The 16,559-nt window shown below is 54.7% G+C and carries 11 protein-coding genes, 4 tRNA genes and 2 rRNA genes (1 of these 17 only partly in view); all 17 read left to right on the top strand.

The window, feature by feature from the left end; genetic code table 11:
* Window positions 1-428: ribosomal RNA gene (locus KI231_RS26515) — 23S ribosomal RNA — on the top strand; it begins 2,466 nt to the left of the window's first position.
* A gap of 170 nt (window positions 429-598) precedes the next feature.
* Window positions 599-714 (top strand): 5S ribosomal RNA (rrf, locus tag KI231_RS26510).
* 132 nt (window positions 715-846) lie between these two features.
* On the top strand, window positions 847-1,800 hold the full coding sequence (gene birA / locus KI231_RS26505; RefSeq protein ID WP_213026726.1) for a bifunctional biotin--[acetyl-CoA-carboxylase] ligase/biotin operon repressor BirA: 954 nt from the start codon (window positions 847-849) through the stop codon (window positions 1,798-1,800).
* A 394-nt stretch (window positions 1,801-2,194) separates the two neighbouring features.
* Window positions 2,195-2,632 carry a hypothetical protein gene (locus tag KI231_RS26500; RefSeq protein ID WP_103303769.1) on the top strand — a complete coding sequence of 146 codons (438 nt, stop codon included), beginning with the start codon at window positions 2,195-2,197 and terminating at the stop codon, window positions 2,630-2,632.
* Window positions 2,633-2,775: 143 nt separating this feature from the next.
* Window positions 2,776-2,860 (top strand) — tRNA-Tyr (locus KI231_RS26495).
* 25 nt (window positions 2,861-2,885) lie between these two features.
* Window positions 2,886-2,959: transfer RNA gene (locus KI231_RS26490), tRNA-Gly, on the top strand.
* 26 nt (window positions 2,960-2,985) lie between these two features.
* Window positions 2,986-3,061: transfer RNA gene (locus KI231_RS26485), tRNA-Thr, on the top strand.
* 85 nt (window positions 3,062-3,146) lie between these two features.
* Window positions 3,147-4,340: an elongation factor Tu gene (gene tuf, locus KI231_RS26480; protein WP_103303766.1), complete on the top strand. Its 1,194-nt coding sequence runs from the start codon at window positions 3,147-3,149 to the stop codon at window positions 4,338-4,340.
* 53 nt (window positions 4,341-4,393) lie between these two features.
* Window positions 4,394-4,469 (top strand) — tRNA-Trp (locus KI231_RS26475).
* 45 nt (window positions 4,470-4,514) lie between these two features.
* Complete coding sequence (secE, locus tag KI231_RS26470; RefSeq protein ID WP_007916493.1) at window positions 4,515-4,883, top strand: preprotein translocase subunit SecE; 369 nt, start codon at window positions 4,515-4,517, stop codon at window positions 4,881-4,883.
* A 9-nt stretch (window positions 4,884-4,892) separates the two neighbouring features.
* Window positions 4,893-5,426: a transcription termination/antitermination protein NusG gene (gene nusG / locus KI231_RS26465; RefSeq protein ID WP_007916492.1), complete on the top strand. Its 534-nt coding sequence runs from the start codon at window positions 4,893-4,895 to the stop codon at window positions 5,424-5,426.
* Window positions 5,427-5,543: 117 nt separating this feature from the next.
* Window positions 5,544-5,975: a 50S ribosomal protein L11 gene (gene rplK / locus KI231_RS26460; RefSeq protein ID WP_003228756.1), complete on the top strand. Its 432-nt coding sequence runs from the start codon at window positions 5,544-5,546 to the stop codon at window positions 5,973-5,975.
* Entirely contained in the window at window positions 5,975-6,670 is a 696-nt protein-coding gene (gene rplA / locus KI231_RS26455) for a 50S ribosomal protein L1 (protein WP_003228754.1), read from the top strand. The genes rplK and rplA overlap by 1 nt, the downstream gene beginning before the upstream one ends.
* 198 nt (window positions 6,671-6,868) lie before the next feature.
* Window positions 6,869-7,369, top strand: a complete 501-nt coding sequence (rplJ, locus tag KI231_RS26450; RefSeq protein WP_008081912.1) for a 50S ribosomal protein L10 — start codon at window positions 6,869-6,871, stop codon at window positions 7,367-7,369.
* 74 nt (window positions 7,370-7,443) lie between these two features.
* Window positions 7,444-7,809 (top strand): 50S ribosomal protein L7/L12, encoded by a 366-nt coding sequence (gene rplL / locus KI231_RS26445; RefSeq protein ID WP_003228750.1) that lies wholly within the window; start codon window positions 7,444-7,446, stop codon window positions 7,807-7,809.
* A 221-nt stretch (window positions 7,810-8,030) separates the two neighbouring features.
* Window positions 8,031-12,104: a DNA-directed RNA polymerase subunit beta gene (gene rpoB / locus KI231_RS26440; RefSeq protein ID WP_123448314.1), complete on the top strand. Its 4,074-nt coding sequence runs from the start codon at window positions 8,031-8,033 to the stop codon at window positions 12,102-12,104.
* Window positions 12,105-12,168: 64 nt separating this feature from the next.
* The gene (gene rpoC, locus KI231_RS26435) at window positions 12,169-16,368 is read left to right on the top strand and encodes a DNA-directed RNA polymerase subunit beta' (protein WP_025113548.1); all 4,200 of its coding nucleotides are present in this window, start codon (window positions 12,169-12,171) and stop codon (window positions 16,366-16,368) included.
* The last annotated feature ends 191 nt before the right edge of the window (window positions 16,369-16,559 follow it).

Genomic DNA, 16,559 nt, shown 5'->3' with positions numbered 1-16,559 from the left:
TATCGACGGCGGTGTTTGGCACCTCGATGTCGGCTCATCACATCCTGGGGCTGAAGCCGGTCCCAAGGGTATGGCTGTTCGCCATTTAAAGTGGTACGCGAGCTGGGTTTAGAACGTCGTGAGACAGTTCGGTCCCTATCTGCCGTGGACGTTTGAGATTTGAGAGGGGCTGCTCCTAGTACGAGAGGACCGGAGTGGACGAACCTCTGGTGTTCCGGTTGTCACGCCAGTGGCATTGCCGGGTAGCTATGTTCGGGAAAGATAACCGCTGAAAGCATCTAAGCGGGAAACTTGCCTCAAGATGAGATCTCACTGGAACCTTGAGTTCCCTGAAGGGCCGTCGAAGACTACGACGTTGATAGGTTGGGTGTGTAAGCGCTGTGAGGCGTTGAGCTAACCAATACTAATTGCCCGTGAGGCTTGACCATATAACACCCAAGCAATCTGTAGACTCGAGAGAGACCAGATTGCGGTGTGTGAAGACGAAACGAACCGAAAGTTCGACCGCCCCTAAAAAGGCAGCACAAAACACCGAAAACTATCCCATACCCAATTTGCTGAAGCGAGGCCATCTGGTCACGACTCAGTACCCGAATTTCTTGACGACCATAGAGCGTTGGAACCACCTGATCCCATCCCGAACTCAGCAGTGAAACGATGCATCGCCGATGGTAGTGTGGGGTTTCCCCATGTGAGAGTAGGTCATCGTCAAGATTAAATTCCGAAACCCCAATTGCGAAAGCAATTGGGGTTTTGTTTTGCCCGCAGGAAATGTGCTTACTTGATTTCTATGCAGCCGCGCAGGGCATGGCTATTATTCGGGCCTCATTATGAGGCGAAACCTGCATGTTGACGCTGTTGAATCTACTGAAGGACGGGCGATTCCATTCTGGCCAGGACCTGGGCGCTGCCTTGGGAATTAGTCGAAGTGCCGTATGGAAGCAGCTTCAGCATCTTGAGGCTGAGCTTGGGCTATCTATCCACAAAGTTCGCGGGCGCGGCTATCAGTTGTCTGCGCCGTTGATGCTGCTCGATTCTTTAAAAATAGGTGGGATGAAGACGGGCTGGCCGATCACGACCTTCAATTCTATAGACTCCACGAACGCTGAGGCGCTACGCGCTATCGGTCAGGGGAGAACGGCGCCATTTTTGGTACTGGCCGAGCGACAGTTATCTGGGCGCGGACGAAGAGGGCGCAAGTGGGTTAGTCCGTTTGCCGAAAACCTTTATTACAGTCTTGTGCTGCGCATTGACGGTGGGATGCGCCAGCTAGAGGGCTTGAGTCTGGTTGTTGGGCTGGCCGTTATGCAAACTCTGCGAAAGTTGGGAGTACCTGATGCGGGTTTGAAGTGGCCGAACGATGTTCTTGTTGGCAATAAGAAAATTGCCGGAATTCTGTTGGAGCTTGTTGGGGATCCGGCAGATGTGTGTCATGTGGTATTGGGCATAGGCATTAACGTGAACATGCAGATTGCCGATGAGGTCGACCAGCAATGGACATCCATCCGGTTGGAGTCTGGGGAAACCTGTGATCGTAACGTTCTGGCAACTGAGTTGAGTGAGCAACTGCAAGCTTATATACGGCGTCAGCAGGCAGATGGTTTTTCGGTACTCCAAGCAGAGTGGGAAGAAAATCATTTGTGGCAGGATCGATCGGTGTCGTTGATTGCTGGCGTCAGCCAGGTAGATGGAGTCGTACTCGGAATTGATAATCAGGGTGCACTGCGATTGATGGTGAATGGCGTAGAAAAGGTTTTTAGTGGTGGGGAACTCAGCTTGAGGTTGCGTGATGATAGGTGAGTACGATTGCGACAACAGCTTTATAGAGCTGCGAGTATTGAATATCGCCCCCTGCTACTTTGGTTTCAGAGCAGGGCTCCGAGGAGGCCTTGCGTGTGGGCCTGCGGGGCAGAATAGAGTGTTATCGAGCAAGTGTCGGTTGGATAGTATTTGTACCGCCGTGATAGTGATGAGCCGATTTAAATGCTTGGGCGGGAGCTTTGTGCATCGCTTGGTTGTGAAATGTCTTCGTATGAAATAACTGATGTCAGAGCGGTTATGAAGATTACGGGCTTTTTGGCTCTGTCGTGCGATGTCAATGCTGGGTGGTAGCTGATGTCGTGCCAGAAGTTAGGATTGTGCCTAACCTGGTGTTCGAGCTTTCGCCGTGGCGTGTCCTTATCTAGAGGTATGTATGCGTTGGTTGTTCCTGTTGCTGGTTGTTCTCAATGTTTTTTACTACGTCTGGCATCAGCAGGAAGCACCTTTGCGAGCAAAGGACGTAACTCCTCTCAGTTTGTATAAGGGTTCGCAGCAAGATATACGTCTGCTTAGCGAGACGGCAGCTGCTTCTCGTGGGAGGTCGGAGTTGCAACGGTCTGAGGAGCAGTGTCTTTATGTGGGGGGATTTGTTCGTCAGGAGCTGGTTGTGGCGCTGAGTCGGCGCTTGTCTGAGATGGATATCAAAGCTCAACCTCTCCCTAGCGGCATTCCTGCATCCGGATTTTGGCTGCGTGTTGCTCCTGAAAGCCAGCGATTGCTGGGTGATCCTCAATTGCAAAACCTTTCCAACGAATTCAATGAGTTAAAACATAAAATAATGCTGTGCGAGGGGGTTGCACCTACTGAATAGTTTGCATAGAATGGCGCCCGCTCCACAGTGAAGACCCCAACAGGTTGTCAAAGTGAAGTGATGTCAATGCAGCTAACCTCAGGTTTTTAAATGAGAAAATGCTTGACAAGGGTCTGGCGTAGTATAAAATGCCGGCCTGATTAGGAGGGGTTCCCGAGCGGCCAAAGGGATCAGACTGTAAATCTGACGTCTACGACTTCGAAGGTTCGAATCCTTCTCCCTCCACCAGATTTGAGCGTGAGCTGCAGGCTCCGCGGGTATAGTTTAGTGGTAGAACCTCAGCCTTCCAAGCTGATGATGCGGGTTCGATTCCCGCTACCCGCTCCAAGTTTGCAGGTTGTGCAAAGTGTTTTGCTCTTGTAGCTCAGTTGGTAGAGCACACCCTTGGTAAGGGTGAGGTCAGCGGTTCAAATCCGCTCAAGAGCTCCATATAACAAGGCAGATATGAAAATATCTGCCTTTGTTTTAATGGTTGATATTGTTTGTCTAATTCTTCTGTTTGAGGGTGATATCGATGGCTAAGGAAAAATTTGATCGTTCCCTGCCCCACGTCAACGTTGGGACCATTGGTCACGTTGACCACGGTAAAACCACTCTGACCGCTGCTCTGACTCGCGTCTGCTCCGAAGTGTTCGGTTCGGCCGTAGTTGAATTCGACAAGATCGACAGCGCTCCAGAAGAAAAAGCTCGCGGTATCACCATCAACACCGCTCACGTTGAGTACAACTCGACTATTCGTCACTACGCTCACGTTGACTGCCCAGGTCACGCTGACTACGTGAAGAACATGATCACTGGTGCTGCCCAGATGGACGGCGCGATCCTGGTTTGCTCGGCCGCTGATGGTCCGATGCCTCAAACCCGTGAGCACATCCTGCTGTCCCGTCAGGTAGGCGTTCCGTACATCGTGGTTTTCCTGAACAAGGCTGACCTGGTAGACGACGCTGAGCTGCTGGAACTGGTTGAGATGGAAGTTCGCGACCTGCTGTCCACCTATGACTTCCCGGGTGACGACACTCCGATCATCATCGGTTCGGCTCGTATGGCTCTGGAAGGCAAAGACGACAACGAAATGGGCACCACTGCCGTTCGTAAACTGGTTGAAACTCTGGATACCTACATCCCAGAACCAGTTCGTATGATCGACAAGCCATTCCTGATGCCAATCGAAGACGTATTCTCGATCTCGGGTCGCGGTACTGTTGTGACTGGTCGTATCGAGCGCGGTATCGTTCGCGTTCAGGATCCGCTGGAAATCGTTGGTCTGCGTGACACTACTGTTACCACTTGCACCGGCGTTGAAATGTTCCGCAAACTGCTCGACGAAGGTCGTGCTGGCGAGAACTGCGGCGTTCTGCTGCGTGGTACCAAGCGTGACGACGTTGAGCGTGGTCAGGTTCTGGTTAAGCCGGGTTCGGTTAAGCCGCACACCAAGTTCACTGCAGAAGTTTATGTTCTGAGCAAGGAAGAAGGCGGTCGTCACACTCCGTTCTTCAAAGGCTACCGTCCACAGTTCTACTTCCGTACTACTGACGTGACTGGTAACTGCGAGCTGCCAGAAGGCGTTGAAATGGTAATGCCAGGTGACAACATTCAGATGACTGTTACCTTGATCAAAACCATCGCGATGGAAGACGGTCTGCGTTTCGCTATCCGTGAAGGCGGTCGTACCGTCGGCGCTGGCGTCGTAGCCAAAATCATCGAATAAGCGGTTGTAATGTATTTTTCGGGCCGGCATAATGGTCGGCCTGATTTTGTTTTAGGTCAGTAGCTCAATTGGCAGAGCGACGGTCTCCAAAACCGTAGGTTGGGGGTTCGATTCCCTCCTGACCTGCCAGATTCACTCAGTGTGTCTGGCTTTCTTTTCACAGGATCTTCATAGATGACTCCTAAGGCTGAAGCACAAGGCTCTCGCTTCGATCTGCTCAAGTGGCTTGTAGTAGTCGCTTTGGTGGTTGTAGGCGTTGTTGGCAATCAGTATTACTCTGCTTCGCCGATCCTGTACCGTGTACTCGCTTTGCTTGTCATTGCTGCTGTAGCTGCCTTTGTAGGCCTGCAGACTGCGAAGGGCAAGTCTTTCTTTGTACTGGTTAAGGAAGCTCGCACCGAGATTCGTAAAGTCGTGTGGCCAACTCGCCAAGAAACCACGCAGACCACCCTGATTGTGGTGGCTGTTGTTCTGGTTATGGCGTTGCTGTTGTGGGGGCTTGATTCCCTCCTCGGTTGGCTTGTTTCCTTGATTGTCGGCTAAGGGTGTCCCGTGGCTAAGCGTTGGTATGTTGTGCATGCTTACTCGGGTTACGAGAAGCATGTGATGCGCTCGCTGGTCGAGCGCGTAAAGCTGGCTGGCATGGAAGATGGCTTCGGCGAGATTCTGGTTCCCACTGAAGAAGTGGTTGAAATGCGTAATGGCCAGAAGCGCAAGAGCGAACGCAAGTTCTTCCCAGGCTATGTGCTGGTGCAGATGGATATGAACGAGGGTACTTGGCACTTGGTCAAGGACACTCCTCGGGTGATGGGTTTTATCGGCGGTACTGCTGATAAGCCTGCGCCGATCACCGATAAAGAGGCGGAAGCAATTCTGCGTCGTGTTGCTGATGGTAGCGACAAGCCGAAGCCGAAGACTCTCTTCGAGCCAGGTGAAACGGTGCGAGTCAACGACGGTCCATTCGCTGATTTCAATGGCGTTGTTGAAGAAGTTAACTACGAAAAGAGCCGGATCCAAGTGGCAGTGCTTATTTTCGGTCGCTCTACTCCGGTAGAGCTGGAGTTCAGTCAGGTCGAAAAGGTCTAACTGGACAAGCATCCCAACCCCGCAGCCCTAGGCTGTGGGGTTTTGTCGTCACTGGGATAAACGCGCAAGTAACCGGGGAGCCTTTCGAGGCGTTCGAACCCGTAATTGGAGTGCCTCATGGCCAAGAAGATTACCGCTTACATCAAGCTGCAAGTGAAGGCTGCTCAGGCTAACCCAAGTCCACCTGTTGGTCCTGCTCTGGGTCAGCACGGCGTGAACATCATGGAATTCTGCAAGGCTTTCAACGCCCGTACTCAGGGTCTTGAAGCAGGTCTGCCGACTCCAGTGATCATCACTGTCTACAGCGACCGTAGCTTCACTTTCGAAACCAAATCCACCCCTGCTTCGGTTCTGCTGAAGAAGGCGGCCGGTCTGACCAGCGGTTCCGCTCGTCCGAACACCGTTAAGGTTGGCACTGTTACCCGTGCTCAGCTGGAAGAAATCGCGAAAACCAAAAACGCGGATCTGACTGCAGCTGATATGGATGCGGCCGTGCGTACTATCGCCGGTTCTGCTCGTAGCATGGGCCTTAACGTGGAGGGTGTGTAATGGCTAAGCTGACCAAGCGTCAAAAGGCTATCGCCGGCAAAATCGAAGCAGGCAAGGCCTACAACATTGTAGACGCCGCTGCTCTGCTGGCTGAGCTGTCGACTGTCAAGTTCAGCGAGTCGTTTGACGTAGCTGTAAACCTGGGTGTTGACCCGCGTAAATCTGACCAGGTTGTTCGTAGCGCTACTGTGCTGCCACACGGCACTGGCAAGACCGTTCGCGTTGCTGTGTTCACCCAGGGTCCAGCTGCTGAGGCCGCTCTGGCTGCCGGCGCTGACCGTGTAGGCATGGACGACCTGGCTGCCGAAATGAAAGGCGGCGACCTGAACTATGACGTAGTGATTGCATCCCCGGATGCCATGCGCGTTGTAGGTCAGTTGGGTCAGATCCTCGGTCCACGCGGCCTGATGCCTAACCCGAAGGTCGGCACCGTAACTCCAGACGTAGCTACCGCGGTTAAAAACGCCAAGGCTGGTCAGGTTCGTTATCGCACCGACAAAAACGGCATCATTCACACCTCCGTTGGCAAGATTGGTTTCGATGCCGTCAAGCTGAAGGAAAACGTTGAAGCGCTGATCGCTGATCTGAAGCGTATCAAGCCTGCTTCTTCGAAAGGTATCTACGTCAAGCGCGTTACCCTGAGCACCACTATGGGCCCAGGTCTGGTTATCGATCAGAGCTCGCTGGACGCGTAAGACAAAGGTTGGCGCGATTGTTCGCGCCAATCGAAAAATTGGGGTCCCTGCCTGGCGGGGGCTATCCAAGACCGTAGGCGGCGCAAGCCTTAAACCATAAGCCTACGCAGATGGTGCTCCCGGTTCCTTACCGAATCAGACACCAAAACGACATTCGGTTCCGATCGAATGAAACGGTAACAAGCAGGAGTTAAACCCGTGGCAATTAATCTCGAAGACAAGAAGGCCATCGTCGCTGAAGTCAACGAGGCTGCCAAAGTCGCTCTGTCCGCTGTCGTGGTTGATGCACGTGGCGTAACAGTAGGCGCAATGACCGGACTCCGTAAAGAGGCTCGTGAAGCTGGCGTTTACGTACGTGTTGTACGTAACACCCTGCTCAAACGCGCTGTTGCTGACACTCAATACAGTGTCCTCAACGACGTGTTCACCGGCCCGACCCTGATTGCATTCTCGAACGAACATCCGGGCGCTGCTGCCCGTATCTTCAAAGAGTTTGCCAAGGGTCAGGACAAGTTCGAGATCAAGGCAGCTGCGTTCGAGGGCAAGTTCCTCGCAGCTAATCAGATCGACGTACTGGCAACTCTGCCGACCCGTGACGAAGCAATTTCTCAGCTGATGAGCGTGATTCAAGGCGCTACCAGCAAATTGGCTCGTACTCTGGCGGCAATTCGCGACCAGAAAGAAGCTGCCGCAGCCTAAGGCTCGTCAACTTCTCGCGTTTTTTGTTTATTTCGATGGTCGCGTAGGCCGTCCCCCAATTCAGGAATTGAGTCATGTCTCTGACTAACGAACAAATCATCGAAGCAATCGGCCAGAAATCCGTAGTGGAAATCGTTGAGCTGATCAAAGCGATGGAAGAAACCTTCGGTGTTACCGCTGCTGCTGCTTCGGCTGGTCCAGCTGCTGCTGCCGCTGTTGTTGAAGAGCAAACCGAGTTCAACGTTGTTCTGCTGGAAGCTGGCGAGAAGAAGGTTAACGTGATCAAGGCAGTTCGTGAACTGACTGGTCTGGGCCTGAAAGAAGCCAAAGAGAAAGTAGACGGCGCTCCTCAGGTTGTAGCTGAAGGCGTTTCGAAAGAAGCGGCTGAAGACGCCAAGAAGAAGCTGGAAGAAGCAGGCGCTAAAGTCGAGCTGAAATAAGTATCGACTTTGCTCCTCCAGCCCGAGCGTCAAGCGACAGGCTGATGGCTGGTGGCTCTTGCCACCGGCCTTTTTCCGTTATTGGCAGCCGACTGGGTCGGCGCTGATAAGGGCGCTGTAACCACCCGATGCGGTGGCGCAAACCATGGGGTTTGCACGATTTTCTGGCTGCTCCCGTCGGGAGGGGCCAAACAAGCAGGTGACCAAGCTGGGGAACGCTGATGGCTTACTCATATACTGAGAAAAAACGTATCCGCAAGGACTTTAGCAAGTTGCCGGACGTCATGGATGTGCCGTACCTCCTGGCCATCCAGCTGGATTCGTATCGTGAATTCTTGCAAGCGGGAGCGACTAAAGATCAGTTCCGCGACGTGGGCCTGCATGCGGCCTTCAAATCCGTTTTCCCGATCATCAGCTACTCCGGCAATGCTGCGCTGGAGTACGTCGGTTATCGCCTGGGCGAACCGGCATTTGATGTCAAAGAATGCGTATTGCGCGGTGTAACTTTCGCCGTACCTTTGCGGGTAAAAGTGCGCCTGATCATTTTCGACAAAGAATCGTCGAACAAAGCGATCAAGGACATCAAAGAGCAAGAAGTCTACATGGGTGAAATCCCCCTGATGACTGAGAACGGTACCTTCGTAATCAACGGTACCGAGCGTGTAATCGTTTCCCAGCTGCACCGTTCCCCGGGCGTGTTCTTCGACCACGACCGCGGCAAGACGCATAGCTCCGGCAAACTGCTGTACTCCGCGCGCATCATTCCTTACCGCGGTTCGTGGCTGGACTTCGAGTTCGACCCGAAAGACTGCGTGTTCGTGCGTATCGACCGTCGTCGCAAGCTGCCGGCATCGGTACTGCTGCGCGCGCTCGGTTACACCACTGAAGAAGTGCTGGACGCGTTCTACACCACCAACGTATTCCACCTGAGCGGCGAAACCCTCAGCCTGGAACTGGTGCCATCGCGCCTGCGTGGTGAAATTGCGGTTCTGGACATTCAGGACGAGAAGGGCAAGGTCATTGTTGAAGCAGGCCGCCGTATTACCGCGCGCCACATCAACCAGATCGAAAAAGCCGGCATCAAGACTCTGGAAGTTCCTCTGGACTATGTCCTGGGCCGTACTACCGCCAAGGTCATTGTGCACCCGGCTACCGGCGAAATCCTGGCAGAGTGCAACACCGAGCTGAACACTGAAGTCCTGGCAAAAATTGCCAAGGCCGGCGTTGTTCGCATCGAGACTCTATACACCAACGATATCGACTGCGGTCCGTTCGTCTCCGACACACTGAAGATCGACTCCACCAGCAACCAATTGGAAGCGCTGGTCGAGATCTATCGCATGATGCGTCCGGGCGAGCCGCCAACCAAAGACGCTGCCGAAACCCTGTTCAACAACCTGTTCTTCAGCCCTGAGCGCTATGACCTGTCTGCGGTCGGCCGGATGAAGTTCAACCGTCGTATCGGTCGCACCGAGATCGAAGGTTCGGGCGTGCTGTGCAAGGAAGACATCGTCGCGGTACTGAAGACTCTGGTCGACATCCGTAACGGTAAAGGCATCGTCGATGACATCGACCACCTGGGTAACCGTCGTGTTCGCTGCGTAGGCGAAATGGCCGAGAACCAGTTCCGCGTTGGCCTGGTACGTGTTGAGCGTGCGGTCAAAGAGCGTCTGTCGATGGCTGAAAGCGAGGGCCTGATGCCGCAAGATCTGATCAACGCCAAGCCAGTGGCTGCGGCAGTGAAAGAGTTCTTCGGTTCCAGCCAGCTCTCGCAGTTCATGGACCAGAACAACCCGCTGTCCGAGATCACCCACAAGCGTCGTGTTTCTGCACTCGGCCCTGGCGGTCTGACTCGTGAGCGCGCAGGCTTTGAAGTTCGTGACGTACACCCGACTCACTACGGTCGTGTATGCCCGATTGAAACGCCGGAAGGTCCGAACATCGGTCTGATCAACTCCCTGGCTGCTTACGCTCGCACCAACCAGTACGGCTTCCTGGAAAGCCCGTACCGCGTGGTGAAAGAGGGTGTAGTCACCGACGAGATCGTGTTCCTGTCCGCTATTGAAGAAGCCGATCACGTGATCGCGCAGGCTTCGGCGACCATGAACGACCAGAAAGTCCTGATCGACGAACTGGTAGCCGTACGTCACCTGAACGAATTCACCGTCAAGGCACCTGAAGAAGTCACCTTGATGGACGTTTCGCCGAAGCAGGTTGTTTCGGTTGCTGCGTCGCTGATTCCGTTCCTCGAGCACGACGACGCCAACCGTGCGTTGATGGGTTCGAACATGCAGCGTCAAGCTGTACCAACCCTTCGTGCTGACAAGCCGCTGGTCGGTACCGGTATGGAGCGTAACGTAGCCCGTGACTCCGGCGTTTGCGTCGTGGCTCGTCGTGGCGGCGTGATCGATTCCGTCGACGCCAGCCGTATCGTGGTTCGTGTTGCTGATGATGAAGTTGAAACCGGCGAAGCTGGTGTCGACATCTACAACCTGACCAAATACACCCGCTCGAACCAGAACACCTGCATCAACCAGCGTCCGCTGGTGAGCAAGGGTGATCGCGTTCAGCGTAGCGACATCATGGCCGACGGCCCGTCCACCGACATGGGTGAGCTGGCACTGGGTCAGAACATGCGCATCGCGTTCATGGCATGGAACGGCTTCAACTTCGAAGACTCCATCTGCCTGTCCGAGCGTGTTGTTCAAGAAGACCGTTTCACCACGATCCACATCCAGGAACTGACCTGTGTGGCCCGTGACACCAAGCTTGGCCCAGAGGAAATCACTGCGGACATCCCTAACGTGGGTGAAGCTGCACTGAACAAGCTGGACGAAGCCGGTATCGTTTACGTAGGTGCTGAAGTTGGCGCAGGCGACATCCTGGTCGGTAAGGTCACTCCGAAAGGCGAGACCCAGCTGACTCCGGAAGAAAAACTGCTGCGTGCAATCTTCGGTGAAAAAGCCAGCGACGTTAAAGACACCTCCCTGCGCGTACCTACCGGTACCAAAGGCACTGTCATCGACGTACAGGTCTTCACCCGCGACGGCGTTGAGCGTGATGCTCGTGCTCTGTCGATCGAGAAGTCCCAGCTGGACGAGATCCGCAAGGATCTGAACGAAGAGTTCCGTATCGTTGAAGGCGCGACTTTCGAGCGTCTGCGTTCCGCTCTGGTAGGCCACAAGGCTGAAGGCGGCGCTGGTCTGAAGAAAGGTCAGGACATCACCGACGAAGTTCTCGACGGTCTTGAGCATGGTCAGTGGTTCAAACTGCGCATGGCTGAAGATGCTCTGAACGAGCAGCTCGAGAAGGCTCAGGCCTACATCGTTGATCGTCGCCGTCTGCTGGACGACAAGTTCGAAGACAAGAAGCGCAAACTGCAGCAGGGCGATGACCTGGCTCCGGGCGTGCTGAAAATCGTCAAGGTTTACCTGGCAATCCGTCGCCGCATCCAGCCGGGCGACAAGATGGCCGGTCGTCACGGTAACAAAGGTGTGGTCTCCGTGATCATGCCGGTTGAAGACATGCCGCACGATGCCAATGGCACCCCGGTCGACGTCGTCCTCAACCCACTGGGCGTACCTTCGCGTATGAACGTTGGTCAGATCCTTGAAACCCACCTGGGCCTCGCGGCCAAAGGTCTGGGCGAGAAGATCAACCGGATGGTCGAAGAGCAGCGTAAAGTCGCTGAACTGCGCACCTTCCTGGACGAGATCTACAACCAGATCGGCGGTCGTAACGAAGATCTGGACAGCTTCTCCGATCAGGAAATCCTGGATCTGGCGAAGAACCTGCGTGGCGGTGTTCCAATGGCCACTCCAGTGTTCGACGGCGCCAAGGAAAGCGAAATCAAGGCCATGCTGAAACTGGCAGACCTGCCGGAAAGCGGCCAGATGCAGCTGACTGACGGCCGTACCGGCAACAAGTTCGAGCGTCCAGTTACCGTTGGCTACATGTACATGCTGAAGCTGAACCACTTGGTAGACGACAAGATGCATGCGCGTTCTACTGGTTCGTACAGCCTCGTTACCCAGCAGCCGCTGGGTGGTAAGGCGCAGTTCGGTGGTCAGCGTTTCGGGGAGATGGAGGTCTGGGCACTGGAAGCATACGGTGCTGCATACACTCTGCAAGAAATGCTCACAGTGAAGTCGGACGATGTGAACGGCCGTACCAAGATGTACAAAAACATCGTGGATGGCGATCACCGTATGGAGCCGGGCATGCCCGAGTCCTTCAACGTGTTGATCAAGGAAATTCGTTCCCTCGGCATCGATATCGATCTGGAAACCGAATAACACGTGACGCGAATCGAGAGCGGGGCAGGATTGCCCGCTCTCTGCTCCGCCAGGAGGAAAGGCCTTGAAAGACCTACTGAATTTGCTGAAAAACCAGGGTCAAGTCGAAGAGTTCGACGCCATCCGTATCGGATTGGCCTCGCCTGAGATGATCCGCTCATGGTCGTTCGGTGAAGTTAAAAAGCCGGAAACCATCAACTACCGTACGTTCAAACCTGAGCGTGACGGTCTGTTCTGCGCCAAGATCTTTGGCCCGGTAAAGGATTACGAGTGCCTGTGCGGTAAGTACAAGCGCTTGAAGCATCGTGGTGTGATCTGCGAGAAGTGCGGCGTTGAAGTCGCACTGGCCAAGGTTCGTCGTGAGCGCATGGCGCACATCGAACTGGCTTCGCCGGTTGCCCACATCTGGTTCCTGAAATCGCTGCCGTCCCGTATCGGCTTGCTGATGGACATGACACTGCGTGATATCGAACGCGTTCTCTACTTCGAGAGCTATGTCGTTATCGATCCAGGCATGACCACCCTTGAAAAAGGTCAGCTGCTGAACGACGAGCAGTACTTCGAAGCGCTGGAAGAGTTCGGTGATGACTTCGACGCCCGTATGGGTGCTGAAGCTGTTCGCGAACTGCTGCACGCTATCGACCTGGAGCACGAGATTGGCCGTCTGCGTGAAGAAATTCCGCAAACCAACTCCGAAACCAAGATCAAGAAACTGTCCAAGCGTCTGAAGTTGATGGAAGCCTTCCAGGGTTCCGGCAACCTGCCAGAGTGGATGGTGCTGACCGTTCTGCCGGTTCTGCCGCCAGATCTGCGTCCACTGGTCCCGCTGGATGGCGGTCGTTTCGCGACTTCCGACCTCAACGATCTGTATCGTCGAGTGATCAACCGTAACAACCGTTTGAAGCGCCTGCTGGATCTGTCCGCTCCGGACATCATCGTGCGCAACGAAAAGCGTATGTTGCAGGAAGCTGTCGATGCACTGCTCGACAACGGTCGTCGTGGCCGCGCTATCACCGGTTCGAACAAGCGTCCTCTGAAATCCCTGGCTGATATGATCAAGGGTAAGCAAGGTCGTTTCCGTCAGAACTTGCTCGGTAAGCGTGTTGACTACTCCGGTCGTTCGGTAATTACCGTAGGTCCGACCCTGCGTCTGCATCAGTGCGGTCTGCCGAAGAAGATGGCTCTCGAGCTGTTCAAACCGTTCATTTTCGGCAAGCTGGAAATGCGTGGCCTCGCGACCACCATCAAAGCGGCCAAGAAAATGGTCGAGCGTGAACTGCCAGAGGTTTGGGACGTTCTCGCTGAAGTGATTCGCGAACACCCGGTTCTTCTCAACCGTGCACCGACCCTTCACCGTCTGGGTATCCAGGCGTTTGAACCGGTACTGATCGAAGGTAAGGCTATCCAGCTGCACCCGCTGGTCTGCGCCGCGTACAACGCCGACTTCGACGGCGACCAAATGGCCGTGCACGTACCGCTGACGCTGGAAGCCCAGCTTGAAGCGCGTGCGTTGATGATGTCGACCAACAACATTCTGTCGCCAGCTAACGGTGAGCCAATCATCGTTCCGTCGCAGGACGTTGTATTGGGTCTGTACTACATGACTCGTGAAGCGATCAACGCCAAAGGCGAAGGTCGTGTATTCGCGGATCTGCAGGAAGTTGACCGTGTGTTCCGTGCTGGCGAAGCCGCACTGCACGCCAAGGTTAAAGTACGTATCAACGAAACCGTCAACGACCGTGACGGCAACAGCGTGAGCGGTACCCGTATCGTCGACACCACTGTCGGCCGTGCGTTGCTGTTCCAGGTTGTGCCAAAAGGTCTGTCGTACGACGTCGTCAACCTGCCGATGAAGAAAAAGGCGATCTCCAAGCTGATCAACCAGTGCTACCGCGTGGTTGGTCTGAAAGAGACCGTTATCTTCGCTGACCAGTTGATGTACACCGGTTTCGCTTACTCGACCATCTCCGGCGTTTCCATCGGTGTTAACGACTTCGTTATCCCGGATGAAAAAGCCCGCATCATCGGTGCTGCCACCGACGAAGTGAAAGAGATCGAGAGCCAGTACGCCTCCGGCCTGGTAACCCAGGGCGAGAAGTACAACAAAGTGATCGACCTTTGGTCGAAAGCGAACGACGAAGTCTCCAAGGCGATGATGGCCAACCTCTCGAAAGAGAAGGTTATCGACCGTCATGGTGTTGAAGTCGACCAAGAGTCGTTCAACTCGATGTACATGATGGCTGACTCGGGTGCGCGGGGTTCCGCAGCACAGATTCGTCAGCTGGCCGGTATGCGTGGTCTGATGGCCAAGCCGGACGGTTCCATCATTGAAACGCCGATTACTGCGAACTTCCGTGAAGGTTTGAGCGTACTTCAGTACTTCATCTCCACTCACGGTGCTCGTAAAGGTCTGGCGGATACCGCGTTGAAAACTGCGAACTCCGGTTACCTGACTCGTCGTCTGGTAGACGTGGCGCAGGATCTGGTTGTGACCGAGATCGATTGCGGCACCGAACACGGTCTGCTGATGACTCCGCACATTGAAGGCGGTGACGTTGTAGAGCCGTTGGGTGAGCGCGTATTGGGTCGTGTCATTGCCCGTGACGTATTCAAGCCAGGTACCGAGGACGTTATCGTTCCTGCCGGCACTCTGGTTGACGAGAAGTGGGTTGAGTTCATCGAGCTGAACAGCATCGATGAAGTGATCGTGCGTTCACCGATCAGCTGCGAAACCCGCTACGGCATCTGCGCCAAGTGCTACGGCCGTGATCTGGCTCGTGGTCACCAGGTGAACATCGGTGAAGCGGTCGGCGTTATCGCTGCCCAGTCCATCGGTGAGCCGGGTACCCAGCTGACGATGCGTACGTTCCACATCGGTGGTGCGGCAAGCCGTACTTCCGCAGCCGACAGCGTTCAGGTGAAGAATGGCGGTACTGTCCGTCTGCACAACCTGAAGCACGTTGAGCGAGTGGATGGTCACCTGGTTGCTGTGTCCCGTTCCGGTGAGCTGGCAATCGCTGATGACTTCGGTCGTGAGCGCGAGCGTTACAAGCTGCCGTACGGTGCTGTGATTTCGGTTAAAGAGGGTGACAAGGTCGACGCTGGCGCAATCGTGGCCAAGTGGGATCCGCACACTCACCCAATCGTTACCGAAATGAAAGGTACCGTGACCTACGTGGGCATGGAAGAAGGCATCACGATCAAGCGTCAGACTGACGAATTGACCGGTATGACCAACATTGAAGTACTCGACGCGAAAGATCGTCCAGCTGCGGGCAAAGAAATTCGTCCAGCAGTGAAGATGGTCGACGACAACGGCAAGGATCTGTTGCTGCCAGGCACTGACGTTATCGCTCAGTACTTCCTGCCAGCCAACGCCCTGGTCGGTGTGGCGGACGGTGCGAAGATCGCGATCGGTGATGTTATCGCGCGTATCCCGCAAGAAACTTCGAAGACCCGTGACATCACCGGTGGTCTGCCGCGTGTTGCCGACTTGTTCGAAGCTCGTCGTCCGAAAGAAGCGTCGATTCTGGCTGAAGTCAGCGGCACCATCGCGTTCGGTAAAGAGACCAAAGGCAAGCGCCGTCTGGTCATTACCCCGAACGACGGTAGCGATCCGTACGAAGAGCTGATTCCGAAGTGGCGTCACCTGAACGTGTTTGAAGGCGAACAGGTAAACCGCGGCGAAGTTATCTCCGACGGTCCAAGCGATCCGCACGACATCCTGCGTCTGCTGGGTGTGAGCGCGCTGGCCAAGTACATCGTGAACGAGATTCAGGACGTTTACCGTCTGCAAGGCGTGAAGATCAACGATAAGCACATCGAGACCATCCTGCGTCAGATGCTGCGTAAAGTTGAAATCTCCGAGTCCGGCGATTCCAGCTTCATCAAGGGCGACCAGATGGAACTGACTCACGTATTGGTAGAGAACGAGCGTCTGGGCGCGGAAGACAAGTTTGTCTCCAAGTTCACTCGCGTTCTGCTGGGTATCACCAAGGCGTCGTTGTCCACCGAATCGTTCATCTCGGCGGCTTCCTTCCAGGAAACCACCCGCGTACTGACCGAAGCGGCAGTCACCGGCAAGCGCGACTACTTGCGCGGCCTGAAAGAAAACGTGGTCGTGGGTCGTCTGATCCCGGCTGGTACCGGTCTGGCATATCACAGCGAGCGCAAGCGTCGTCGTGATGCTGACAAGCCGTTGCGCGTAAGCGCCAGTGAAGTGGAAGCTGCACTGACCGAAGCGCTGAACTCGAGCGGTAACTGAGTTCTGCGATATATGAGCTGAGGCCCTGATCGCTCCGTTCGTCGAATCGAGACAAAATGTCAAGGTTCGACGAGCGGGGAGGTCGGGGCCTTGCCTTGACTGGGGACAAGATCCTCTTTAGACTCTTGATCCCCTAAATTTGGCGGGAATTCGTTCCTGCCATTTTGCTTTTCTTGCAAGACAATAGCGTC

This window comes from Pseudomonas sp. Seg1, from assembly GCF_018326005.1.
Lineage (GTDB): Bacteria > Pseudomonadota > Gammaproteobacteria > Pseudomonadales > Pseudomonadaceae > Aquipseudomonas.
This window is presented reverse-complemented; position numbering and strand designations above follow the sequence as displayed.

What these genes read in the sequence shown, in the direction of transcription:
- rpoB (WP_123448314.1), top strand. Translation starts at nt 8,031, where the DNA reads ATGGCTTACTCATATACTGAGAAAAAACGTATCCGCAAGGACTTTAGC.
- secE (WP_007916493.1), top strand. Translation starts at nt 4,515, where the DNA reads ATGACTCCTAAGGCTGAAGCACAAGGCTCTCGCTTCGATCTGCTCAAG.
- tuf (WP_103303766.1), top strand. Translation starts at nt 3,147, where the DNA reads ATGGCTAAGGAAAAATTTGATCGTTCCCTGCCCCACGTCAACGTTGGG.
- rplA (WP_003228754.1), top strand. Translation starts at nt 5,975, where the DNA reads ATGGCTAAGCTGACCAAGCGTCAAAAGGCTATCGCCGGCAAAATCGAA.
- KI231_RS26500 (WP_103303769.1), top strand. Translation starts at nt 2,195, where the DNA reads ATGCGTTGGTTGTTCCTGTTGCTGGTTGTTCTCAATGTTTTTTACTAC.
- rplL (WP_003228750.1), top strand. Translation starts at nt 7,444, where the DNA reads ATGTCTCTGACTAACGAACAAATCATCGAAGCAATCGGCCAGAAATCC.
- birA (WP_213026726.1), top strand. Translation starts at nt 847, where the DNA reads ATGTTGACGCTGTTGAATCTACTGAAGGACGGGCGATTCCATTCTGGC.
- rplK (WP_003228756.1), top strand. Translation starts at nt 5,544, where the DNA reads ATGGCCAAGAAGATTACCGCTTACATCAAGCTGCAAGTGAAGGCTGCT.